Annotated in this window: 24 protein-coding genes and 1 pseudogene; 13 read left to right on the forward strand and 12 right to left on the reverse strand. The window is 71.0% G+C overall.

Annotated elements, in window-relative coordinates:
- Positions 1–76: 76 nt before the first annotated feature.
- Positions 77–1249, forward strand: coding sequence for a peptidoglycan-binding domain-containing protein (locus ASD48_RS03220; RefSeq protein WP_242432488.1), 1173 nt, complete (start codon positions 77–79; stop codon positions 1247–1249).
- A gap of 137 nt (positions 1250–1386) precedes the next feature.
- Here ASD48_RS03220 and ASD48_RS03225 read toward each other — a convergent pair whose 3' ends face one another.
- Both ASD48_RS03225 and ASD48_RS03230 read right to left on the reverse strand, forming a co-directional pair.
- Positions 1387–2034: an HAD-IA family hydrolase gene (locus ASD48_RS03225; protein ID WP_057600974.1), complete on the reverse strand. Its 648-nt coding sequence runs from the start codon at positions 2032–2034 to the stop codon at positions 1387–1389.
- 165 nt (positions 2035–2199) lie between these two features.
- A complete protein-coding gene (locus tag ASD48_RS03230; protein WP_020126884.1) occupies positions 2200–2781 on the reverse strand; it encodes a TMEM165/GDT1 family protein in 582 nt (193 codons plus the stop codon).
- 376 nt (positions 2782–3157) lie between these two features.
- Here ASD48_RS03230 and ASD48_RS03235 point away from each other — a divergent pair, with 376 nt between their 5' ends.
- The 5 genes from ASD48_RS03235 (at position 3158) to ASD48_RS03255 (ending at position 9132) form a co-directional block, all read left to right on the forward strand.
- Positions 3158–3802, forward strand: a complete 645-nt coding sequence (locus ASD48_RS03235; protein WP_054238089.1) for an HNH endonuclease family protein — start codon at positions 3158–3160, stop codon at positions 3800–3802.
- A 77-nt stretch (positions 3803–3879) separates the two neighbouring features.
- Positions 3880–5526 (forward strand): alkaline phosphatase D family protein, encoded by a 1647-nt coding sequence (locus ASD48_RS03240; RefSeq protein ID WP_057599812.1) that lies wholly within the window; start codon positions 3880–3882, stop codon positions 5524–5526.
- 147 nt (positions 5527–5673) lie between these two features.
- Positions 5674–7719 (forward strand): FAD/NAD(P)-binding protein, encoded by a 2046-nt coding sequence (locus ASD48_RS03245; protein WP_057599813.1) that lies wholly within the window; start codon positions 5674–5676, stop codon positions 7717–7719.
- A gap of 100 nt (positions 7720–7819) precedes the next feature.
- Positions 7820–8278, forward strand: a complete 459-nt coding sequence (locus ASD48_RS03250) for a DoxX family protein (RefSeq protein ID WP_057599814.1) — start codon at positions 7820–7822, stop codon at positions 8276–8278.
- Positions 8279–8517: 239 nt separating this feature from the next.
- Entirely contained in the window at positions 8518–9132 is a 615-nt protein-coding gene (locus tag ASD48_RS03255) for a VTT domain-containing protein (protein WP_057599815.1), read from the forward strand.
- Between the two features lie 195 nt (positions 9133–9327).
- Here ASD48_RS03255 and ASD48_RS03260 read toward each other — a convergent pair whose 3' ends face one another.
- Positions 9328–9573, reverse strand: coding sequence for a DUF2277 domain-containing protein (locus ASD48_RS03260; RefSeq protein WP_057599816.1), 246 nt, complete (start codon positions 9571–9573; stop codon positions 9328–9330).
- 98 nt (positions 9574–9671) lie between these two features.
- Here ASD48_RS03260 and ASD48_RS03265 point away from each other — a divergent pair, with 98 nt between their 5' ends.
- Positions 9672–10577: a 2-dehydropantoate 2-reductase gene (locus tag ASD48_RS03265; RefSeq protein WP_057599817.1), complete on the forward strand. Its 906-nt coding sequence runs from the start codon at positions 9672–9674 to the stop codon at positions 10575–10577.
- Here ASD48_RS03265 and ASD48_RS03270 read toward each other — a convergent pair.
- Positions 10567–11106 carry a GNAT family N-acetyltransferase gene (locus tag ASD48_RS03270; protein ID WP_057599818.1) on the reverse strand — a complete coding sequence of 180 codons (540 nt, stop codon included), beginning with the start codon at positions 11104–11106 and terminating at the stop codon, positions 10567–10569. The genes ASD48_RS03265 and ASD48_RS03270 overlap by 11 nt on opposite strands.
- A gap of 112 nt (positions 11107–11218) precedes the next feature.
- Here ASD48_RS03270 and ASD48_RS03275 point away from each other — a divergent pair, with 112 nt between their 5' ends.
- Positions 11219–11629: a DUF393 domain-containing protein gene (locus ASD48_RS03275; RefSeq protein ID WP_057599819.1), complete on the forward strand. Its 411-nt coding sequence runs from the start codon at positions 11219–11221 to the stop codon at positions 11627–11629.
- A 426-nt stretch (positions 11630–12055) separates the two neighbouring features.
- Entirely contained in the window at positions 12056–12400 is a 345-nt protein-coding gene (locus ASD48_RS03280; RefSeq protein ID WP_057599820.1) for a hypothetical protein, read from the forward strand.
- 362 nt (positions 12401–12762) lie between these two features.
- Here ASD48_RS03280 and ASD48_RS43080 read toward each other — a convergent pair.
- Together ASD48_RS43080 and ASD48_RS03290 are read right to left on the reverse strand one after the other, a co-directional pair.
- A pseudogene (locus ASD48_RS43080) lies at positions 12763–13394 on the reverse strand (HAD-IA family hydrolase); the annotation flags it as partial.
- Positions 13395–13874: 480 nt separating this feature from the next.
- Positions 13875–14129 (reverse strand): hypothetical protein, encoded by a 255-nt coding sequence (locus ASD48_RS03290; protein ID WP_057600975.1) that lies wholly within the window; start codon positions 14127–14129, stop codon positions 13875–13877.
- 718 nt (positions 14130–14847) lie between these two features.
- On the opposite strand from ASD48_RS03290, the gene ASD48_RS44075 reads away from it, so the two are divergent.
- Positions 14848–14997 (forward strand): hypothetical protein, encoded by a 150-nt coding sequence (locus tag ASD48_RS44075; RefSeq protein ID WP_157880590.1) that lies wholly within the window; start codon positions 14848–14850, stop codon positions 14995–14997.
- A 615-nt stretch (positions 14998–15612) separates the two neighbouring features.
- A complete protein-coding gene (locus ASD48_RS03295; RefSeq protein ID WP_057599821.1) occupies positions 15613–16224 on the forward strand; it encodes a hypothetical protein in 612 nt (203 codons plus the stop codon).
- Between the two features lie 44 nt (positions 16225–16268).
- Here the strand turns inward: ASD48_RS03295 and ASD48_RS44080 are convergent, their stop codons facing one another.
- The 5 genes from ASD48_RS44080 to ASD48_RS03315 all read right to left on the reverse strand — a co-directional run bounded on the left by ASD48_RS44080 (position 16269) and on the right by ASD48_RS03315 (position 18419).
- The gene (locus tag ASD48_RS44080; protein ID WP_057599822.1) at positions 16269–16754 is read right to left on the reverse strand and encodes a hypothetical protein; all 486 of its coding nucleotides are present in this window, start codon (positions 16752–16754) and stop codon (positions 16269–16271) included.
- Between the two features lie 260 nt (positions 16755–17014).
- The gene (locus tag ASD48_RS03305; RefSeq protein ID WP_057599823.1) at positions 17015–17212 is read right to left on the reverse strand and encodes a hypothetical protein; all 198 of its coding nucleotides are present in this window, start codon (positions 17210–17212) and stop codon (positions 17015–17017) included.
- Between the two features lie 493 nt (positions 17213–17705).
- Entirely contained in the window at positions 17706–17924 is a 219-nt protein-coding gene (locus ASD48_RS03310; protein WP_057599824.1) for a hypothetical protein, read from the reverse strand.
- A 137-nt stretch (positions 17925–18061) separates the two neighbouring features.
- Complete coding sequence (locus ASD48_RS44085; RefSeq protein WP_157880591.1) at positions 18062–18205, reverse strand: hypothetical protein; 144 nt, start codon at positions 18203–18205, stop codon at positions 18062–18064.
- Between the two features lie 13 nt (positions 18206–18218).
- Entirely contained in the window at positions 18219–18419 is a 201-nt protein-coding gene (locus ASD48_RS03315; protein ID WP_057599825.1) for a hypothetical protein, read from the reverse strand.
- An 11-nt stretch (positions 18420–18430) separates the two neighbouring features.
- Here ASD48_RS03315 and ASD48_RS03320 point away from each other — a divergent pair, with 11 nt between their 5' ends.
- Together ASD48_RS03320 and ASD48_RS03335 are read left to right on the forward strand one after the other, a co-directional pair.
- Positions 18431–18631 (forward strand): helix-turn-helix domain-containing protein, encoded by a 201-nt coding sequence (locus ASD48_RS03320; RefSeq protein ID WP_057599826.1) that lies wholly within the window; start codon positions 18431–18433, stop codon positions 18629–18631.
- A gap of 776 nt (positions 18632–19407) precedes the next feature.
- Entirely contained in the window at positions 19408–19797 is a 390-nt protein-coding gene (locus ASD48_RS03335) for a hypothetical protein (protein ID WP_057599829.1), read from the forward strand.
- Here the strand turns inward: ASD48_RS03335 and ASD48_RS44090 are convergent.
- Positions 19761–20336 carry a hypothetical protein gene (locus ASD48_RS44090; protein ID WP_157880592.1) on the reverse strand — a complete coding sequence of 192 codons (576 nt, stop codon included), beginning with the start codon at positions 20334–20336 and terminating at the stop codon, positions 19761–19763. The genes ASD48_RS03335 and ASD48_RS44090 overlap by 37 nt on opposite strands.
- Between the last annotated feature and the right edge of the window lie 54 nt (positions 20337–20390).

Here is a 20390-nt window from a genome sequence, read left to right on the forward strand (position 1 = left end):
TTCCGGGGGTCGCGGGCGGCGGGGCATGTGAAGGATCTGCATAATCTCTGGAGTTCGAATGGGGAGGGACGAACACGTGATCGATCCGACGGGGCGCAAGGGGCACCCGGGGCAGCAGGGGCTGCCGTGCCCGGAGTGCGGAGCGCTGCGCGCGCTCGACAACACCCCGTCCTGTGCCTGCGCCCAGCGCGCCGCCGAGGCCCAGCGCGACACGCGCACGACCGAGGCGGCCGCCGCGGAGGACTTCGATCCGTTGCGGATACGGCCCTACGTCGAGCTCGGGACGGAGCACGGGGGCGGCGGCGAGCCCGCCGGCGCCTTCGGCGGTGAGGCCGAGGGCGGGCCCGTCGGCTCCGCCGGCCCGGCCGACGTGACCATGCCCCTCCCGACCGTCCCGGGCCCGCCCGGCACCCCAGGCGCTCCCTTCACCCCCGGCGCTCCCGGCGCTCCCGGTGTTCCGGCCGACGCGACGATGCCCCTGCGCGCCGTGCACCCCGCCGGGCGGGCGCCGGACATGACGGCGGCGCTGCCCACTCCCCTGGCCTCGTCCGCCTCCGAGCCCAGCACGACCGACCTGAGCCTGTTCGAGGCAGCGGACGTCGGCCCCGTACACCCCGACGACGAGGAACCGCACCGTCCGCGCCGCCGCCGCACGCTGCTGATCGCGACGACCTCGGCCGTCGTGGCCGTGGTGGCGGCGGCCGGCTTCGCCTCCGGGCTGTTCACCTACGAGAAGCCGACGCGGGACGGGGCCGCCCCCGAGGACGTGCGGGCGGCCGTGCCGGACGCCTCGACCAGCGCCGCCTCGGCCTCGGCATCGCCGAGTCGCTCCGCGTCCCCGTCGGCCTCCGAGGCCTCGGCGTCGCCCTCCGAGAGCGAGAGCCCGTCGCCCTCCGCGTCGGAGTCGAGCGCCTCACCCTCGGCGTCGCCGTCGGCCGACGCCGGACAGGCCACGCCGACCGCCCGCGTGACCGGCTCCCTGGCGCCCGGCAACGGGGCGGACGACGAGGACGACCCCGGCGAGGCGGTCGTCCTGCGGCGCGGCGACAAGGGCGCCGAGGTGACCGAACTCCAGCTGCGGCTGCACCAGCTGTTCCTCTACAACGGCGAGGCCGACGGCACCTTCTCCGGCGAGGTCGAGGACGCCCTGCGCAACTACCAGTGGTCCCGCGGCACGACGGAGGACGGCCTGGGCACCTACGGGGCACTGACCCGGACCCGCCTGGAGTCGGAGACGACGGAGCCGTAGCCCCGGATCCCCGGCCCGCGACCTCCGGACCCCGAATCCCGGACCCCGATCCCGGATCCCGAACCCACGGCAGCACACACCCACGGCAGCACACACCCGCGGCCACCCCAGGGGCCAGAGCCCCCGGCGCCTCAGCCTCACGCCACGTGGATCCGCACCCCGGACTCACCCGTTTCCACCCGAACCTGCCGCAGATCGCGGACCACCACGTCCGGTCCGTGCACGGCGGCCCGCGGCCCCACGCCCACGACCCGCATCCCGGCGGCCCGGCCGGCCGCGATGCCCGCGCCGGAGTCCTCGAAGACCACGCAGTCGGCCGGGGCGATCCCCAGTTCGGCCGCGCCCTTGAGGAAGCCCTCGGGGTCCGGCTTGCTCGCGCCCACCGACTCCGCGGTGACGCGCAGGTCCGGGAGCGCCAGTCCGGCCGCGGCCATCCGGGCCGTCGACAGCGGCACGTCCGCCGAGGTGACCAGCGCGTGCGGGACATCCCGCAGGGAGGCGAGGAACTCCGGCGCGCCGGGCACCGGCACGACGCCGTCCATGTCGGCGGTCTCCTCCGCCAGCATCCGCGCGTTGTCCGCGTGGTTCAGGTGCACCGGCCGGCCGGGCAGCAGCACGGCCATCGAGGCGTACCCCTGGCGGCCGTGGACGACCTTCATGACGTCGTCACCGTCGAGCCCGTGCGTGTCGGCCCAGCGCCGCCAGACCCGTTCCACGACGGCGTCCGAGTTCACGAGGGTGCCGTCCATGTCGAGCAGGAGGGCGCGGGCGGTCAGGACCGGCATCAGCAGCTCCAGGTAGGAAGAGAACAAGGCGGCCCCGCCCGCCGGTCAGGGAAAACGAGCGGGAGCCACTTTGTTTCTCTACGGTACAAAACAATGCGGGTCCACCGCCACCCCGGCCGCGAGGCGCCGGGGAGCGTTCACCCGCCGTTCAGCTCGGCCCCGGCCTCAGCCGGCGATCGCCTCCCACAGGCTCCACACCCCGAGCGCCAGCATCAGCAGCGCCGCGATCTGCGTGATCAGCTTCAGCGGCACCCGCTTCATCAGCGCCTTTCCGCCGACGATGCCGAGTCCGGCCACCGCCCACAGCGCCAGCACCGCGCCCAGTCCGACGGAGAGCGGATCGTCGTAGCGGGCGGCGAGGTTCGCCGTCATGATCTGGGTGAGATCACCGAACTCGGCGACGAGGATCAGCATGAAGCCCGCGCCGGCCACCTTCCAGAAGGACTGGTTCTCCGGCCGCCGGACCTCCTCCTCACCCTCGTCCTTCTTCAGCAGCAGCACCGCCGCGCCACCCAGGAACAGGACACCGGTCAGCGCGTGCACGAGCTGCTGCGGGAGCAGGGTCAGCACGCTGCCCGCCGCGACGGCCAGCGCGACATGCAGCGCGAAGGCGGCGGCGACCCCGGCGAAGACGTACGAGGCGCGGTAGCGGGTGCCGAGGACGAGGCCGGCGAGCGCGGTCTTGTCCGGCAGCTCGGCCAGGAAGACGACGCCGAAGACGAGCGCCGTCACGGTGATGCTGATCAAGGTTCCTCAATCGGTCGGGGCCGCCCCACCGAGAGTCCTGACGCTTGAGAAAGGAAGACACCTCGGCACGGCAGCACACATGTCATCCCTGCCGTGGGGCACGGATGTGCACTGCTTGCCGAAGGTCTCGCTGGCCGACCCTGTGACGGGTCCGCCTCCGGGCGCCGGCTCAGACGAGCTGAGCAGTATGTCGACGGTCCGGCGAAGAGCTACTCCCCTTCTGCGTTCCCCATTGTACGAGATCGTTCTGCCATAAACCTTGTCGTGTCATGCACACGTCACTAACTTCTCACCGGGCGCACATCTCCCCGCAACGTGCGGCCGCGAGCATTCCCACGCTCGCGCTCCAACACCCCGCCTCCCCCATGGAGTTCGCATGTCGAAGTTCTACGCGCGTGGACGGCTGAGCATACTCGCCGCCCTCACCGGTCTCATAGCCTCGGTCGGGCTGCTCAACTCCCCGACCGCCTCCGCCGCGCTCCCCACCCCGGTCAGCGCCGCGACCGCCCGCACCTACCTCGCCTCGCTCACCGTGGCGACCGAGGTCCGCACCGGCTACAGCCGTGACCTCTTCCCGCACTGGATCACCATCTCCGGCACCTGCAACACCCGGGAGACGGTCCTCAAGCGCGACGGTACGAACGTCGTCACCAGCTCCGCCTGCGCCGCCACCAGCGGCAGCTGGTTCTCCCCCTACGACGGCGCCACCTGGACCGCCGCCGCCGACGTCGACATCGACCACATGGTCCCGCTCGCCGAGGCCTGGGACTCCGGCGCCCGCAACTGGACCACCGCCCAGCGCCAGGCCTTCGCCAACGACCTGACGCGCCCGCAGCTCATCGCCGTCACGGACAACGTGAACCAGTCCAAGGGCGACCAGGACCCGGCCGAGTGGATGCCGTCGGTCACCTCGTACCGCTGCACCTACGTCCGCGCGTGGGTCCAGGTGAAGTACTACTACGACCTGTCGGTGGACTCCGCCGAGAAGAGCGCGCTCACCAGCTACCTGTCGAGCTGCTGATCGACTCGTGACCGCAGGGACTCCCCACTCTCCTCCGTCGTTCCGTACCGTACGGGGCGACGGAGGAGGGCGATCGCGTGGCCGAACTGCGGCTGGGACCAGTGCTGAGATACGCCGACGGCTCGACGGCGACCGTATGGGTCGAGGCGAGCCGACCGTGCGCCACCGAGGTGCGCTGCGCGGACGGTGCGGGCGGCAGCGCCCACACCTTCCAGGTGGCGGGCCACCACTACGCCCTGGTCCAGGTGACGGGCCTGACGGCGGGCACGGCCACGGGATACGAGGTGTTCCTCGACGGCACCCGCGTGTGGCCGCTGCCGGACTCCCGCTTCCCGCCCTCGGAGATCCGCACCCCCGCCGCGATCGGCGCCGACGGTGACGGCGACGAGGTCCGGGTGGCGTTCGGCTCCTGCCGCTGGGCGGCGCCCCCGGCCGGCGGGCACGACCCCGTGGGACCCGACGCCCTGGACAGCCTCGCGGCACGGCTCGCCGCCGATCCGGCGGCCGAGCGGCCCGACGTACTGCTGCTCCTCGGCGACCAGGTCTACGCCGACGAGGTCTCCGACGCGACCAAGGAGCGGATCTCCGCCCGGCGCGGCCTCACCGACGCGCCGGGCGCCGAGGTCGCGGACTACGAGGAGTACACCTGGCTCTACTACGAGTCCTGGCTCGACCCCGAGGTGCGCTGGCTGCTGTCCACCGTGCCCAGCTGCATGGTCTTCGACGACCATGACGTCATCGACGACTGGAACACCTCCGCCTCCTGGCTGGCCGACATGCGGGGCACCCCCTGGTGGCGCGAGCGGCTGCTGAGCGGCCTGATGTCGTACTGGGTGCACCAGCACCTCGGGAACCTCTCCCCGGCCGAGCTGGCCACCGACCCGCTCTACGCCGCCGTGCGCGAGGCCCCCGACGGCACCGACGCACTGCGCGCCTTCGCCTGCCGTGCCGACGCGGACCCGGCGTCCGTGCGGTGGAGCTACCGGCGCGACTTCGGGCGCGTGCGGCTGCTGATGGTCGACAGCCGGGCGGCACGGGTCCTCGACGAGGGCGGGCGCTCGATGCTCCACCCGGGCGAGTGGACCTGGCTGCGCGAACAGACCCTCGACGGTCCCGGCTCCTACGACCACCTCCTGATCGGCACCTCGCTGCCCTGGCTGCTGCCGCATCTGGTGCACGACGCCGAGGAGTGGGACGCGGCGCTGTGCCGGGGCGAGCGCGGGGCGCGCTGGGCCCGCATCGGGGAGAAGGTGCGGCGGGGGGCGGACCTGGAGCACTGGGCGGCCTTCCCCGATTCCTTCGCCGCGCTGGCGGAGCTGATCGCCGAGACGGGCACGGGGGCAGGGGCGCCGGCGAGTGTGCTCGTGCTCTCCGGGGACGTGCACCACGCGTATGTGGCGGAGCCGTACTGGCACGAGGGCGGCAACCCCGACGCGCGGGTGCTCCAGCTCACCTGCTCCCCCGTGCACAACTCCGTCCCCCGCTCGATCCGGGTGGGCTTCCGCTTCGGCTGGAGCGCCGCGGCCCGGGCGCTCGGCCGCCGCCTGCGCCGGCACGGGCACTGCCCCCGGCCGCCCGTCGGCTGGCGCAAGAAGGGCGGGCCCTGGTTCGGCAACCAGCTCATGTTCCTCACCCTGCGCGGGCGTTCGGCCCGGCTGCGGCTGGAGCAGGCACAGGTCGACGGGTCGCTCGCGACGCTGCGGGAGTCCGACCTGACTCCCTGAGGCGGAACAACCGGGGCACCCGGGGCCCGCGTTGGCTTCCGTGACGGCCGACGGCATGATGATGCGGACCGTCCGCTTCCACCACGGCCTCGTGGACGGTCCGCTCCATCGCGCCCCACACGCCCGGGAGTCACCCTCTTGCCCTCAGTGAACGCAGACCAAGCCGGCGTCGCAGAGCCCGCACCAAACGCGAACGCGACACCGTCGGTCACCGTTTCCGTCGCCCTCGTCGGCGCCGGGCCGCGCGGCACCAGCGTCCTGGAACGCCTCTGCGCCTCCGCGCCCGACCTCCTCCCGCCCGGGGCGCGGCTGACCGTCCACGTCGTCGACCCCGCCCCGCCGGGACCGGGACGCGTCTGGCGCACCGAGCAGTCGCGGGAGCTGCTGATGAACACCGTGGCCTCGCAGGTGACCCTGTTCACCGACGACAGCGTGGACTGCGCGGGCCCGATCCGCCCGGGTCCGAGTCTGCACGCGTGGGCGGCCGGCGAGCTGGGCCCGGACGAGTACCCGACCCGCGCGCACTACGGCCGCTATCTGGAGTGGGTGTTCGCCCGGACCGTGCGCGAGGCCCCGCCGTCGGTGCGCGTCGAGACGCACACGGCCCGCGCGGTCCGGCTCGACGACGCCGCCGACGGCCGCCAGGTCCTCACGCTGGACGACGGCCGGATCCTGCTCGGCCTGTCCGCCGTCGTCCTCGCCCAGGGGCATCTGCCGGTGGTCCCCGACACCGACCAGCGACGCCACACCTCCTACGCCCGACGGCACGGCCTGCGGCACGTCCCGCCCGCCAACCCGGCCGACGTCGACCTCGCCGCGCTCGCCCCCGGCGAACCGGTGCTGCTGCGCGGTCTCGGCCTGAACTTCTTCGACCACCTGGCCCTGCTGACCACGGGCCGGGGCGGCCGCTTCGTCCCCGCCCCCGCCGGTACCGGCACCGGTACGGGCACCGGCACCGGGCGTGCGGCCCTGCGCTATCTGCCCTCCGGTCGCGAGCCGCAGCTGTACGCCGGCTCCCGGCGCGGCATCCCGTACCAGGCCCGTGGCGACAACGCCAAGGGGCCGTACGGCCGTCACCGCCCGCTCGTGCTGACCCCGGAGGTGATCGCGGGATTCCGCAAGCGTGCGGACTCCGGCGAGGCGCCCGACTTCCTGGCCGAGATATGGCCGTTGGTGGCGAAGGAGGTGGAGACGGTCTACTACGCGGCCCTGCTGCGGGAGCCCGCGCGGCCCGGTTCCGCGGAGAGTTTCGTGCGGGAGTTCTCGGCCGTCCCGCACCGCGACGCCCGGGAGGGCGTTCTGCTCGACGGGTTCGGGATACCGCGGGCCGACCGGTGGAGCTGGGACCGGATCTCCCGGCCGTACTCGGGACGGCGGTTCGCGCATCCGGGGCAGTGGCGGGACTGGCTGCTCGGCCATCTGCGCAGGGACGCGGAGGAGGCCGCCCGGGGCAATGTGGACGGGCCCGTGAAGGCGGCCCTGGACGTCCTGCGCGACCTGCGCAACGAGCTGCGGCTGATCGTCGACCACGCCGGTCTGACCGGTGCCTCCCGCCGGGACCACCTGGACCGCTGGTACACCCCGCTCAACGCGTTCCTGTCCATCGGCCCGCCGCGCCGGCGTGTCGAGGAACTGGCCGCTCTGGTGGAGGCGGGGGTGGTGGAGGTGCTCGGGCCCCGGCTGGAGGTGCGGGAGGAGGCCGGGGCCTGGCGGGCGCACGCGCCGGAGGTGCCGGGGTCGGCCGTCCGGGTGACGACCCTCGTCGAGGCGCGGCTTCCGGAACCGGATGTGCGACGCACCGCCGACGGCCTGCTGGCGCGGCTGCTGAAGACCGGGCAGTGCCGTCCCCACACGGTGGACGGCTATGTGACCGGAGGTCTGGATGTGACCCCGCGCCCGTATCATCTGATAGACCGTCAAGGACGGCCGCACACAAGGAGGTTGGCCTTCGGGGTACCCACGGAGGGCGTGCACTGGGTCACCGCGGCAGGCGCCCGCCCAGGGGTGGATTCGGTCACGTTCTCGGACGCGGACGCGGTGGCGAGAGCCGCCCTGCGCACCGCGGTCAGGGAACTCGAACCCTGGACAGAGCCCCAGGCGGGACCCCGGACGGAACCACGGACGGAACCGCGAGCGGAAGGCCGGACGGCATCCGAACCGTGGCTAGAAGTTGAACTTGCAAGCATCGATTAGGTGCGCCTAGCGTGTGTCGCTCATTCGGTACCGCCCCCACCGGCCGTTCCTTCCCCCATCCGGGACCGGCCCGACCGACACCGAAGGAGCACCCCCCACCATGTCCGCTCGCCTCAACACCGCACAGCCCTACGCGATCGGCCTCTTCCGCATCGTCGTAGGCCTGCTCTTCGCCTGCCACGGCGCGGCCTCGCTCTTCGGCGTCCTCGGCGGCGCCGCGGGCACCGACGGCGGCACGCTCGACGCCGGCACCTGGCCCGGCTGGTACGCGGCCGTGATCCAGCTGGTCTGCGGCAGCCTGGTACTGCTCGGCCTCGGCACCCGGGGCGCCGCGTTCCTGGCCTCGGGCTCCATGGCGTACGCCTACTTCGACGTGCACCAGCCGAGCGCCCTGTGGCCGATCCAGAACGGCGGCGAGGCCTCCGCGATGTTCTGCTGGGCCTTCCTGCTGCTGGTGTTCACCGGCTCCGGCGCCCTCGGCCTCGACCGCCTGTTCGCCGGCCGCCCGGCGGCCACCGAGCGGGAGCCCGCGGCACGCAAGGCCACGGTTTCCGCCTGACCTCGTTCCGACGACACCGTGATCCGCGGTCATCGGGGCCCTTACGGCGCCCTGGTGACCGCGGATCAGCACGTGGTGGACACACGCGGTGAACGTCCTGCACCGAACACATGAGCCCCCCGTGGATCTACTGTCACACCCCGGGCGTACGCTGTATGGCTGTCATTGGCCGCACCTGCCGCTCCCCCGCGACACAGCGGCACGGTCGGCCGTCACGGGGGAGACACGGGGAGTCAGTGGTGTTCGAAAGTGTGGGGGTCTTGCTCGGCAGCCCATGGATCTACGCGGTGGTGGGCCTGTCGGTCCTCCTCGACGTGTTCCTGCCGGTGCTGCCCAGCGGGGTGCTCGTCATCACGGCGGCCACCGCCGCGGCCGCGGGCTCGGGTGCGGCGACCGGTCAGGTGCCGCACGACGTACCGGACATCATGGTTCTGATCCTCTCCGCCGCGACCGCCTCGGTGCTGGGCGACCTGGTGGCCTACCGGCTGGCCTGGCGCGGCGGTGAGCGCCTGGACCGGGCGATCTCCCGCTCCCGGCGGCTGACCACCGCGCAGGAACGTCTCGGCGAGGCGCTGGCCCGCGGTGGCGGCGCGCTGGTCGTGCTGGCCCGTTTCGCCCCTGCCGGCCGCTCCGTCGTCTCCCTCATCGCGGGCGCCGCCCATCGCCGCCCCCGCGAGTTCCTCCCCTGGTCCGCCCTGGCCGGACTCTCCTGGGCGGGCTACAGCGCCGCCCTGGGCTACTTCGGCGCGCACTGGCTGGGTACGACGTGGCTGGCCACGGGGGTGTCGCTGCTCGCGCTGTTCGGCGCGGGGGCCGGCGCGGCGTACGTCATGCGACGGCAGCCGGCGGCGTAGCGCGCCACCGCCCGGGCCCCGGGCGCGCCAGCCCTGCGTGCACCGCATACCTGCGTGCACGGCATGCCCGTGCGCTGCATGCCCTCGCGAGCGCTGCATGCCCCCGTGGGCGCTGCATGCCCCCGCGAGCGCTGCATGCCCCCGTGGGCGGTACGTGCGCTGAGTGCGCCGGGTGCCCCGCGTGCGGTACGGGCGTCAGGTGCCCTGGGTGCGCGCTGCCGCGCCCCGGCCGGCCCCGCGCACCTCCAGCCCGTCCAGCAGCTCCGCCGTGGCCGCGGCGATGACCTCGACCGCTCGCTCGAACACCTCCCGGTTGTGCTCGGCCGGTGCCCGGAAGCCGGACACCTTGCGGACGTACTGAAGGGCTGCGGCGCGCACATCGTCCTCCGTCGCCTTCTCGGGCAGGGCGGGGGGACGCAGCGTCTTGATGCTCCGGCACATGTCTCCCAGTCTCCCCCGGCACCCCGCCCTCGTGCCATGATCACCTCAGAGGCGGCCACCGCACCCGCGGGGCCGACCGACGAGAGGGACAACAGCACATGACGAAGGACATACTCAGCGTCGCCGTTCTCGGCCCCGGCGGGGTGGGCGGCCTGCTCGCGGCCCTGCTGTCCCGCGCCGGCCACCGGGTGACCTGCCTGGCCCGCGAGGAGACGGCGGCGGCCCTGCGCGCCGACGGCATCCGCGTCCACAGTTCCCCGTTCGGCGACTTCACGGCCCGGGTCGCGGCGGACACCGAGCTGCGCGCGCCCGTCGACGCGGTGCTGATCACCGTCAAGCACACCGCCCTCGACGCGGCCCTGGCCCGGGTTCCCGCCCCGGCTCTCGGCGAGGACACCCTCCTCGTGCCGTTCCTGAACGGCGTCGAGCACCCCGCGGTCCTGCGCGCCCGGTACCGCCCGGACCGGGTCGCCCCGGCCGTCGTCCGGGTCGAGTCGACCCGGGTCGCGCCGGGCGTGATCGAGCACGGGAGCGGCTTCGCGGAGATCGACCTGACCGGCGACGCCGTGCCGCGACCGCGCCTCGACGCGCTCGCGCGGGTGCTGGAGGCGGCCGGCCCGGCCGTCCGCGTCCTGCCGGACGAGACGGCCGCCCTGTGGGCGAAGATGGCCTTCCTCGCGCCCTTCGCCCTGCTCACCACCCGGCACGGTCTGCCGCTGGGCGAGGTCCGCACCCGCTACCGCGAGGATCTGACCGCCCTGGTCGAGGAGACCGCCGCCGTCAGCCGCGCCTGCGGCGCCCCCGCCGACCCGGCCCAGGCACTCGCCCGCTACGACTCCTTCGCCCCCGGCACGAAGTCCTCCATGCAGCGGGACGCCGAGGCGGGTCGGCCCCTCGAACTCGACGCGATCGGCGGGGGGCTGCTGCGCGCCGCCGAGCGGCACGGGGTCGCGGTGCCGGTGGCCACGCGCCTGGTACGGGAGTTGGCGGACACTATCCGCTAGCGGCGGCCGGCCCGGAGCGCAGGTCGACGTACCAGTCGTTGGATCTGATCGGATTGCCCTTCGGGTACTCGAGGTCGGCCTGCCCGAGCAGCGTGAACCCGGCCTTGCGGCACACCCCGTTGGACGCGGCGTGCTCCACCTTGGGGAAGGCGTGCAGGGCCGGGTGCCCGCCGTGTCCGACCTGCTGCCGTACGACGTCGACGAGCGCCCGGGCCGCCGTCGCGGCGAGCCCTCTGCCCTGGAACTCGGGCAGGATCCCCCAGCCCGTCTCCCACACCTGCTCGCCCCGCCACTCGCGCTCCCAGTAGCCGATCGAGCCGACGGTCTCCCCGGTGTCCGCCAGCGTGACCCGGTACATGCGCCCGGCGAGCAGCTCGACATAGCGCCGATGCCGGTCGGCGAGTTTCTCCTCGCTCTCCGGTCCGCCCAGATGCTCCGTCATCGCGGGGCTGTTGGCCCGCCGGAGCAGCCAGAGGTCCCCCTCCGACCAGGGCACCAACCGCACCTGCCGCGCGTCGCGTTCATCCATGCCCGTCACCCTAGGACCAGGGTCCGACAACGGCGCCGGCCCGCCGCCGTGCGAGGCTGCGGGGAGGAACCAGTCAGTGCCCCCACCGTGAGTGGGGAGTGGAGGGAAACCAGTGATCAGCCCCGCTCAGCACGGCCCGCGCTCCGTGCCCCCGGTACTCGCCTACGACGGGGACTGCGGCTTCTGCCAGGCGTCCGTCGACCGTATCCGCGGCCTCGCCGCACCGGCCCTGGAAGCGGTTCCGTGGCAGTTCCTGCCCGCGGAATCGACCGCGCCGCATCTCGGACGGCTGGACCGTGAGGTGTTGTTGCTGCGCGGCGGCACTGTCCTCGCGGGCGGGGCCGACGCGCTGGCCCGCTGGCTCGGCACCTCGCCGTCCGCCGCGTACCGCATGCTCTCCGCCGTCCTCCGGCTGCCCGGCGTCCGGGGCTGCGCCCGCGTCGCCTACCGCTGGGTGTCGCGCAACCGCCACCGCCTGCCCGGCGCCACCCCGGCGTGCGCGGTCCCGCCCCGCGGCGAGTGAGGCCCCTCGTGCGTCGTCGCGTCCCGACCTGCGTCCTCACCCACGGGGGCCCGCCCGCCTCGCCGACGGTCACGCCGTCGCCCGTGAGGGTCGTCCGGCTGCCGGTGGAGCGCCGGCCGGGGAACCCCGCCACCGCCTGGGCGGCGGCCGGTCCGGTACGCCACGGCACAACGGGGCGACACGCCAGGCCTCCCTCTTCACCGGGCCGACACGCCAGGCCTCGCTCGTCACCGGGCCGACGGCGGAAGGCAGTTGGGGGCCACCCGCCTCGACGCCGACCCGGCCGGCACGGACCGGCCGGACCCCGGCGTCCTCGAACGGAGCCGGGCGGACACCCGAGACACCCGAGACACAATCGAACGTACGTTCACACGAACACCCCGAAGGAGCTCGCCTCCCAAATTCGAACAGGCGTACCATTGCCGCGTGGCTACGACCTATGACTTTCCGAGCGACCTGCGCGCCGGTCAGGAGGAGCTGCATCAGGTCAGGGCCGAGCTGTCGGCCCTGCTGAAGCGGCTCCCCTGGTCGGTCGAGCCCCTGGACGGCTTCAGCGACGACGCGGGCTGGCGCAAGACCGAACGACCCGCGTCCCCCGGCTGGACGGCCGACGAGCAGGCCGAGGTGGAGAAGCTCCGCCGACGGGAGCACGAACTCGCGGTGTTCGTCACCTGCCACCGCTTCTGGGCGGAGGTCGCGACCCCGGAGCGGGTGGCGGCCCGCATGAGCCTCAAGCACACCCACGGGACCCCGCCGGGGGACGGCGGCTAGTCCCCGCCCGGGACGCCCGGGCCCCGACAGCCACCCGCGGCCCCCACAGCACCAGCAGCACCAGCAGCACCAGCACCCAGGGCATGCGAAAGGGCCCCCGGATCTCTCCGGGGGCCCTTTCGCTCACCTGGTGGGCGCGGACGGTTTCGAACCGCCGACTCCTGCTTGCAAGAGCGGCAGTTGCCACCTCGGGCCATGATCGGCGCCCCAGGTAGCGCATTCGACGCAGCAGGTCGCTGGCCAGCATGGACCGGGTCCGGGATGTGCGCCGACAGCTCGCGCCGCACCAACATGAGGCGTGCGTGCGCGAGCTGGACAACGGGCAAGGGCGCTGACGGTCGTCGGCCAGCCGTATAGCCGGTGAAGCGGGCGATCAGCCCAGACAGTTCGAGGAGGCTCTCCAGCCGGAAGATGGGGAGCTCCTTCGCTTCCTGATCGTTCCACTGGATCGTCGCCCACGGGCCGCGCCGGGTGAGCGCAGTGCGCATCCCAGCGGCAGCGCCCGGGCAGAGGTCGTTGTCGACGCGGTCACCGACGTAGAGGATCTCTTCGACGTCGAACGGGACGACCTCGGCGACGCGGTCGAAAAAGGCGATGTCCGGCTTGCTGGCGCCCCAGCCGTCCGAAGTCCCGATCAGATCGACATCGTTGGTGAACAGCTCGCGGAGGATCCGGCCCGCGCGCACCCTCTGATTCCCGGCAATGCCCAGCCACAGCCCGTCCGGCCTCAGCTGCGTGAGCATCGGCCGGACGTCCGCGTACAGGTCCTCCTAGCCGAACGTCTCCGGCTGGCCGGCCGCGGCCCGGGTCTCCCGCTGTTCGTAGAGGTCGAACCCGGGTTGGAACTCCTGGAAGGTTTCGCGGTAGTCGCGTCCCTGCGCGATGACGGCACCGAACATGGAGGCGAAGGTGTGCCGGGGTACGCCGAGCCAGTCAGCCCAGGTGCCGCACTCCCGGGTCTCATCACCAGGCATTCGCCGACGTCGAAGATCACAGCGCCAATAGTGCGGGCAGGGTACCCATGCTGGATGAATTGGCTCCCGCCGCCAAAGGCGTCAGGGGCCGATGTCAGTGCTGAACGAACTCACGAATCAGACGGGCGATGTTCGCGAGAGCTGAGGCTCCTGCAAACAGAATCGCCCATCGAGATTTGGGCTCTTGGGGATCGCGTGCAAGGGCGCTACGGTTTTTGGACATGCGGCATCACCTCAGTCAACGAGGGCTGTGTGTCGGGAGCCCGCCGCCTCAAGGTCACGCTGTCCAGGCCGACTTGAGGTGAGCGGGCTCTTGCAATTGCACCAGCCGGAAGTCACAGCACGTAAGGGGAAAAGCACATCATGCTCCTGCACGTTCAGGATGCTGATCGGACCATAAATAGTCACAAATCAGACTCAAGGGACACTTCGCTGCCCCTGCGCCGGACGGCCGGAAATGAAAAGGGCCCCCTCCCGCCCGTAGGCGGAAAGGGCAGAGGTCAACGTCCTGAGGACTGCCACACGGTCAATACGAGGGCACCCACGGCGGTCAACGCGGTGACGGCCTGGACAGGCCACCGGTTCCGCTCGATCGCGTCCAGGCGCTGCTCGTGGTCGGCGAGTTGCCGGTCAGTTTGGTCATTACGCTGGCCCAAGAGCGCCAGTGCGCCTTCGACCTGGGCAAATCCGGCCTCGACGGTCCCGCGAAGCCGCTCCAGTTCGACGGCGACCGCGGTGGACTCTGGGGGCGTCATCGGCGGCTCGCTGCGGTGTTCGGTCCGGAACCACGCGGGGAGCAGCGCCTGGGCCCCGGGGAGGGCCATGGCCCGGGCGAGCCCACCGGCCACGGCAGGGGCTCCGGCACCCCGGAAGCGCCGACGATCTGCGGCAGCACCACGGCCACTCCGACCGTGGTCTGGAGGACAGTGCGGGCGGTGCGCTTGATGGATTCCTGCATGGTCGTGCGTCGCTTTCAGGAGAGGAGGAGTTGCCAGGTGAGCGGGCCTGGAAGCCGTCGGCGTCAGGCCTGCACCCAGGCGTAAAGCGGATCCCCCGGGCAGGCGGTCGCGTAGCCGTCGCGGTGACCCCGCACTCGGTCTCCGGCGACCCCGCCATTGCGCAGCCAGCCACTGGATCGCGTCCAGCTGGGCGTCCGTAGGCACAACGAGACCGGACGAGCCAACCAGCCCCCCACCCGGGGGGGGGGAGCGGGGGTCGTGGAGGGGGGACGGGAGGACGGTAGCCAACGCCGCTGACATCTCGGTCATGGATATCTGCGCACGCTGGTGGGGGTTGACGCCACGTCACTGTGCCGCGACCTGCGGCTATTTGATGGACCGCCTACCCCGTCGGCGCTACCGGTATGATTTTGTATGAGACCGAACGGACCCTCCGCTGAGACTGCTTCGGGGAAGCGGCTCCAAGGCCCCGGCCCGCACAGGGCGGGTCGGCCGAGGTAAGGGAGGTCTCCCGATGTGCAACCCGACCGACGAGTCCGAGGATCCCGGCGACTCAAGGGAAGGCCGTCGCTGGACGAGCTACCAGAAGTGGTCACTCGGCATGGCGGCTTCGGGGGTGGTGATCACCATCGCCATCGGTGCGGCGCAGTTCCTCACACGCTAAGGGCGTAAGGAGTCTTCGGTCGGGACCGGCAGCTGGCAGCAGCGAGCCCGGTCGAGTAGTGGGCGACCGGGCTCTATGAACTGCGCGGGAGGGCCTGGCCTCGGATTGCAGCCGGGGCTGGGCTCTCCGCCGCGTGGACAGTCTGTCCACGCGCACTCCAGGAAAATAGTACACCCGGGGAAATCCCCAGCTCCGAGGCAAGCTCCGCACCAACGGCGGCGCGATCATGACCACTCGATGGTCGGCTCACACGGTCGCGGGGTCTGGGTGTCGCGCGGCGATCTTCACCTTGGCCTCGATTTGCAGCGGGCCTCGCCCTCCGTCTTGGCGTGGTGACCGCGGCCTGGATCTCGGCGGCGAGGGTGGGCCAGGTCGTCCAGGCGGTGTCGTACGCCGTGGTCTGCTCGTCGGTCCAGCCGTTCTCCTGGGTAGGCCGGCCGTACTCGACCTGGAGAGCTTGGACCTGCGTGTGCGCCTCGTCGGCGGCGCGCTGCTTCTCCACGAATTCTGCGAAAGCGTGTGCTACGGGCGCAGACCCTACGGTGCTCGCCGGAACTGCAAGGAGCCGACCAAGCGTCTGCCTGATGGAATCGAGCATGAAGTGAGAGGTGGGGCGTGGGCCCGTTGAACTGGGGCGACGTACCAACGGCCGTGGGCGCGTTATTCGCCGGCGGCGCTGCCTGGTTTGCCTACCAGACGATCAAGAGTCAGCGGCAGCAGATCGGCGAGCAGCAGGAGTTCATTGGCGAGCAGACTCGATTCATGGACGAGCAGCGGCAGAACCTGCAGTTGGAAAGGGCAGAGCTGCGAGCAGCTGCCGAAGCCCGCAAGTGGGCGCAGGCGCGCCAGATTGCGATGCACCAGCGCCGGACTGGCTCGGATAACGAAGGGCATGGCTGGGTGGTGACTGTGCAAAATCCGACGGATACCCTCATCCGCAAGGTTGAAGTCCACTTCGGAACCGCCTACAGGGCCGAGAGGGCCTTCACATGGCCTGCGTTCGAACACAACCCAGCGCGTCCCTTCGAGAGAGGCACTGAGGCACTGCCCATTCCAGTCGACGTCCTTGGAGCGATGAAGGCTGCGCGATTCAGCTTGAACGGCTTGACATCGGCGACCGTGCACAACAATCGGCCGACCGTTTTCTTCACGGATGGTGCCGGAGTCCATTGGTCGCTCGACTCGTACGGGAAGTTGGAGGAGGCGTCTGCCGGTACCCCGTCATGACGGGTGTCAGCGGTAGCCGGGCCATGGCTGCCGGAGCCTCTCGTTCAGCGGCTATGCACGTAGGCGGAACCAGCAATTCGGAGCGCCGTATGGGCGCCTCGACACCGTTCCCGGGCGGCATCCAGAGCCGCCTCCACCTCGGGCGAAAACCGGCCGTCGTTCGCCGGGTCTAGGACTACGTTGGGCAGATCCACAGCCGTCCGCCATGCGGTCTCGATGGCACCCAGAAGTGCAGGCTCTGATGTAACGAGGAGCCCGATCCGGTCGCGGGCGACTGTGGCCGAACTGCGGGTGGTGGCCAGAGCCGTGCGTTCTTCCGCCGTCGGAGCGGCGCCAGCGCGCCGGGACTCGACGGATAACCAGTGCGCTTCACGGTGGCGGACGATCGCCTCCAGCAGTTCAGCAACAGCGTTCGTCACCTCTTGGCGGTGCGCGTGTTGCCGAGCCTGCCGATCGCCAGACCGTTGGGTGTACCCAGCCAGGGCGACACCGGCGAGGGTGCCCAGGACGGCGACGATCGTGGACCACATCTACGACTCCTTGGACGGTCAGTCATCATCCTCGCTGAGGACGATCTCGACTTCCATATTTTTGCCGTGTACGTCAGCTCGGCACGCACATTCCGGTCGCAGGGGAGGCCGGCCTTGCGTGCGTCGTCGATGAACTGGGCGAGTTCGTCGCGGGTCATGTTCTTGGCTTCGCCGGTGGCCCGGAGTGATGTGGGCACTGGCTCATCGTGGCGTGCGTGGGCCCCGTCGCGGGAGGAATTCGCGACGGGGCCCGGAGCGGATCATTCGTCGGTCGCCTCCTCCTTCGAGCGGTTCGGGAAGGCCTCGGCCATGAACCGCTCAAAGATCGCCACGAACTCGGAGCGCTGGTGGGGGGCACCCCGGACGATTCGGCTCCCTTCACCGATGGTCTCTGCACGCGCCCCCTCCCCTGCACCCTCGTCGGAGCCGTTGTTGCCGTTGCTGTTGTCGTCTGACATGCAACAGCAACGGTCGTCATGGCAGTCCGGGGCAACGAGAGAAGGGGCGGCCGGCACGGCAGCCACAAGTACCGCCGGCGTCGAGTGAGGAGGACCCCCTTGTCGTCGCCGACCAGGCGGCGGAGGGAGGCGCCGATGTCCGGCGGCTCGACCTCCTCCTGGTCCTCGGCAGCATTGTCCTGCCGTCCGGCGAGCCACGCCCGACCCTTCAGCCAGGCGACCGTGCCGAGGATCCCGGCCACGGTGTAGGCCACTTCGGGGAAGACGACGATGATGCGCCAAGTGGTCACCGAGCCGACCACCACGAGTGTGCTGCGGCTCGGCTCGTCGGCCGCACGCGGCTTCACATCAGCCCCATCACGTAGTCGCCAGCACAGGACACCGAGGAAGCCCACAACCCCGGCGATGCTCGACGCGATGCCGAGGGCGATACCGGCGAGGACCTGACGGACGAAGTCCCAGCGAAAGTCTCGCTCGCTGCCCACCGCGACGATCACGACGGTGATGATGATGACGGCCGGTGCCCGCCCGGGGCGAGGGCCAGGTGCGAGGCGCGGGTGACGGTCGGGGTGGTCGCTCCGAGGCCGTAGACGAGGCCGATGTCGCCGATCTGGTTGGTGCCCCACAAGCTCCAGTCGCCGATGCCGCCGGCACAGAGGATGACCAGCGCGCCGTACGACAGGCACAGCAGCTGTGGCAGGAGCGCTTGCACGGCCCTGAGGAGAGGCGCTTCTTGTGGCCGGTGCACCAGCGGGTGAAGTCCCAGGCGGACAGGGACAGTCCGACGGTGACGCCGCCGATGGAAACGAGTCCGTAGACCGGGATGGCGAGCGGGGTCATTCGAGTTCCTCAGCGGTACATGGCCGCGGCGAGGACGACGATGAAGACAGCGGTGGCCGTGACCGGGCCGACGGCGTTGCGCGCCTGGCGGGCACGTCCGAGCGCTGCGCCGCACGCACTGGCTGCGCAGAAGACACCGAACAACGCGGTCACGGGCCCGGGCCTCCTAGGCGCCCATGGCGAACGGGGCGGTCGGCAGGGTCTTGAGGTGCGGCTTGTGGGTCTCGACCTCAGCGCGCAGGGTGCCGCAGATGCAGCCGTCGGACGCGTCGCCGAGGCCTGCGGCGACGATCGCCGTGCGCATGGCGGCGGTGCCCGGGTGGGAAGGCGGGAACACATCGCGGATCGAGTGGAACGGGTCGGGCACAGAGTCGGATCATGGCCGACCAGGTCGTCCGGAATCGCACATGGTCGGCCGAGCGCACCGACCTGATTCGAGAGCTGCGGGCAGACGGCGAGGGCATGTCCTACCGGGAAATCGCCGAGCATGTCGGGATCAAGCTCTCCACGGTGCAGGACGTGTTTCGCGGCTACAAGGGGGCAGGCACCACCCGCCCGAAGAAGAACACGGAGGAGTAGTCGCAGTAACGCCACGGCCAATCGGTCGCGGGACCGTCTTACGGCCGATGCAGCCAGCGGGCGACATCGTCGAGGTGAGCAGATCTAGTTGATTTCCGGCGTCCCAGATGTAGAGAACTCGTAGCCCTGAATGAGACGGTTTCCCTGCAGTGAAGACGGAGGGGGAGAGAATGTCCAAGGTAGGGACCGTCGTGCGGGCCTGGTGCGACGATTGTGACGGGATGCGAAAGCAGGTCGTGATCAACACGAGGACTGCGGCGACCCGCGTGAACGGGAGCACCATCGCCGAGTTGATCGCTATCGCTGTAGACGTTTCGAAGGTGAATAAGGTCCTCGGGATCACGTACGTCCAATGCAAGAAGGGGCACGTCAACGATTGCTGAGTCGCGTGTCGGCACCCCCGGGGACCTCTAGCGCCGAGCACATGAACGAGTTACCTCCGGACGCCCCGCGCCTCCGCGCGATCCTGGCGCACCTCGCCCGGCACCTCGCCCACACCGAGACCTCTCACCGAGCACGACGTCCAGGTGTCCCTCACCGACCCCACGATCGAGCCTCGCGCCTTCTGCCGGCCGGACACCGAGCTGGGCATCGACGTTGCGTGAGCAAGGTGGTCCAGGCAAGCCTCAATCCTTGCTGGGCACGAACCCTGCTGCGCGCGCACGACGCCGGACAGCGTCAGCGGGCGCATCATGCAGAGCAGGGGCGCGCTTTCTGCATCCCTTGAGCTTTGCGCGCCCCTAGGCGTTGCGCTTTACCGGGAGGAGGCTTTCTGCATGGAATTCATCGAAGACGTGATCGTAGCGATCGCCAACTTGATATTCTACGGGCGCATCCCTGACGCCGTTTTCACCATCCTGAAGGTAGCTCTGGGAATTGGTGCGTTCATTGCTCTGTGCTGGATCGCCTACCTCTTTAGCGATTTCTGCCGTTACGTGAAGATGAGTCCTGAAGCGCGCGAGGAGCGTCGAAGGCTCCTTGACCAAGAGATCGAGGAGCTGTCGCGACAGGCGGCGCAGGCTAGGTTGACGAGTGAGCCGGTACCCTCGCGACCTGCATGCAGTGGACGATGCCACCCATACGTTCGCATCCCAGTGTCGTACAACGACAACCTCGGGATCGTGACGAGCTACCGTGAAGAATATCGGGGCTGTAACGGGTGTTGAGATCTCGATCGAAATGAATTTGGATCAACCTCCGATTCCTTGATGGGATCTACGGCAGCCCTTCCACTTCCGCCCGCAGCCACTGCATCGGACGGCCGGGGCTGGGCCGTCGCCGCCTCGATGCGCAGCACGCCGCGGCAGTGCCGGCACGGGCGCTCGAGGGCCTGAGTCTGGCGGGTCATCTCGAGCGCGCGGGCGGCGCGGCCGGCGGTCCGGGCGATCTCGTCAGCCTGAGATCCGGTCAGCTTCCGGAACGGGCCCGGGGCGTCTTCGACACGGTCGAGGAGCCAGGCCGCGGCGAACGGGGTGGACCGTTGGCGCGGGTTGGTGTGCGACCAGCGGCGCGGGGTCGGCGGTGTCGGCGAGGGCGAGCCGGTGAGCTGCACGCTCACGGTGTCGGTGCCGTTCATGATGGGCGGGCGGGTGATGGCCGGGCGCTGGACGGCGCCGGCGATGTAGTCGGCGGCGCCGACAAGATCGCCGGGAAGCCCTTCGTGCGGCACGTCATCCGGATAGACCCGAAGGTCGGCGCGCTGCACGAGGATACGATCGAGCTCGACGAGGAGGGTCTGGCTGCGTGGCAGGCCGCCGAG

The sequence above is a fragment of the Streptomyces sp. Root1310 genome (assembly GCF_001426425.1).
In the GTDB taxonomy this organism is placed as follows: Bacteria; Actinomycetota; Actinomycetes; order Streptomycetales; family Streptomycetaceae; genus Streptomyces.

What these genes read in the sequence shown, in the direction of transcription:
- ASD48_RS03225 (WP_057600974.1), bottom strand. Translation starts at nt 2,034, where the DNA reads ATGCCGGTCCTGACCGCCCGCGCCCTCCTGCTCGACATGGACGGCACC.
- ASD48_RS44075 (WP_157880590.1), top strand. Translation starts at nt 14,848, where the DNA reads ATGTGCAACCCGACCGACGAGTCCGAGGATCCCGGCGACTCAAGGGAA.
- ASD48_RS03320 (WP_057599826.1), top strand. Translation starts at nt 18,431, where the DNA reads ATGGCCGACCAGGTCGTCCGGAATCGCACATGGTCGGCCGAGCGCACC.
- ASD48_RS03235 (WP_054238089.1), top strand. Translation starts at nt 3,158, where the DNA reads ATGTCGAAGTTCTACGCGCGTGGACGGCTGAGCATACTCGCCGCCCTC.
- ASD48_RS03250 (WP_057599814.1), top strand. Translation starts at nt 7,820, where the DNA reads ATGTCCGCTCGCCTCAACACCGCACAGCCCTACGCGATCGGCCTCTTC.
- ASD48_RS03265 (WP_057599817.1), top strand. Translation starts at nt 9,672, where the DNA reads ATGACGAAGGACATACTCAGCGTCGCCGTTCTCGGCCCCGGCGGGGTG.
- ASD48_RS03290 (WP_057600975.1), bottom strand. Translation starts at nt 14,129, where the DNA reads ATGACGCCCCCAGAGTCCACCGCGGTCGCCGTCGAACTGGAGCGGCTT.
- ASD48_RS03335 (WP_057599829.1), top strand. Translation starts at nt 19,408, where the DNA reads ATGGAATTCATCGAAGACGTGATCGTAGCGATCGCCAACTTGATATTC.
- ASD48_RS03270 (WP_057599818.1), bottom strand. Translation starts at nt 11,106, where the DNA reads ATGGATGAACGCGACGCGCGGCAGGTGCGGTTGGTGCCCTGGTCGGAG.
- ASD48_RS03305 (WP_057599823.1), bottom strand. Translation starts at nt 17,212, where the DNA reads ATGTCAGACGACAACAGCAACGGCAACAACGGCTCCGACGAGGGTGCA.
- ASD48_RS03260 (WP_057599816.1), bottom strand. Translation starts at nt 9,573, where the DNA reads ATGTGCCGGAGCATCAAGACGCTGCGTCCCCCCGCCCTGCCCGAGAAG.
- ASD48_RS44080 (WP_057599822.1), bottom strand. Translation starts at nt 16,754, where the DNA reads ATGTGGTCCACGATCGTCGCCGTCCTGGGCACCCTCGCCGGTGTCGCC.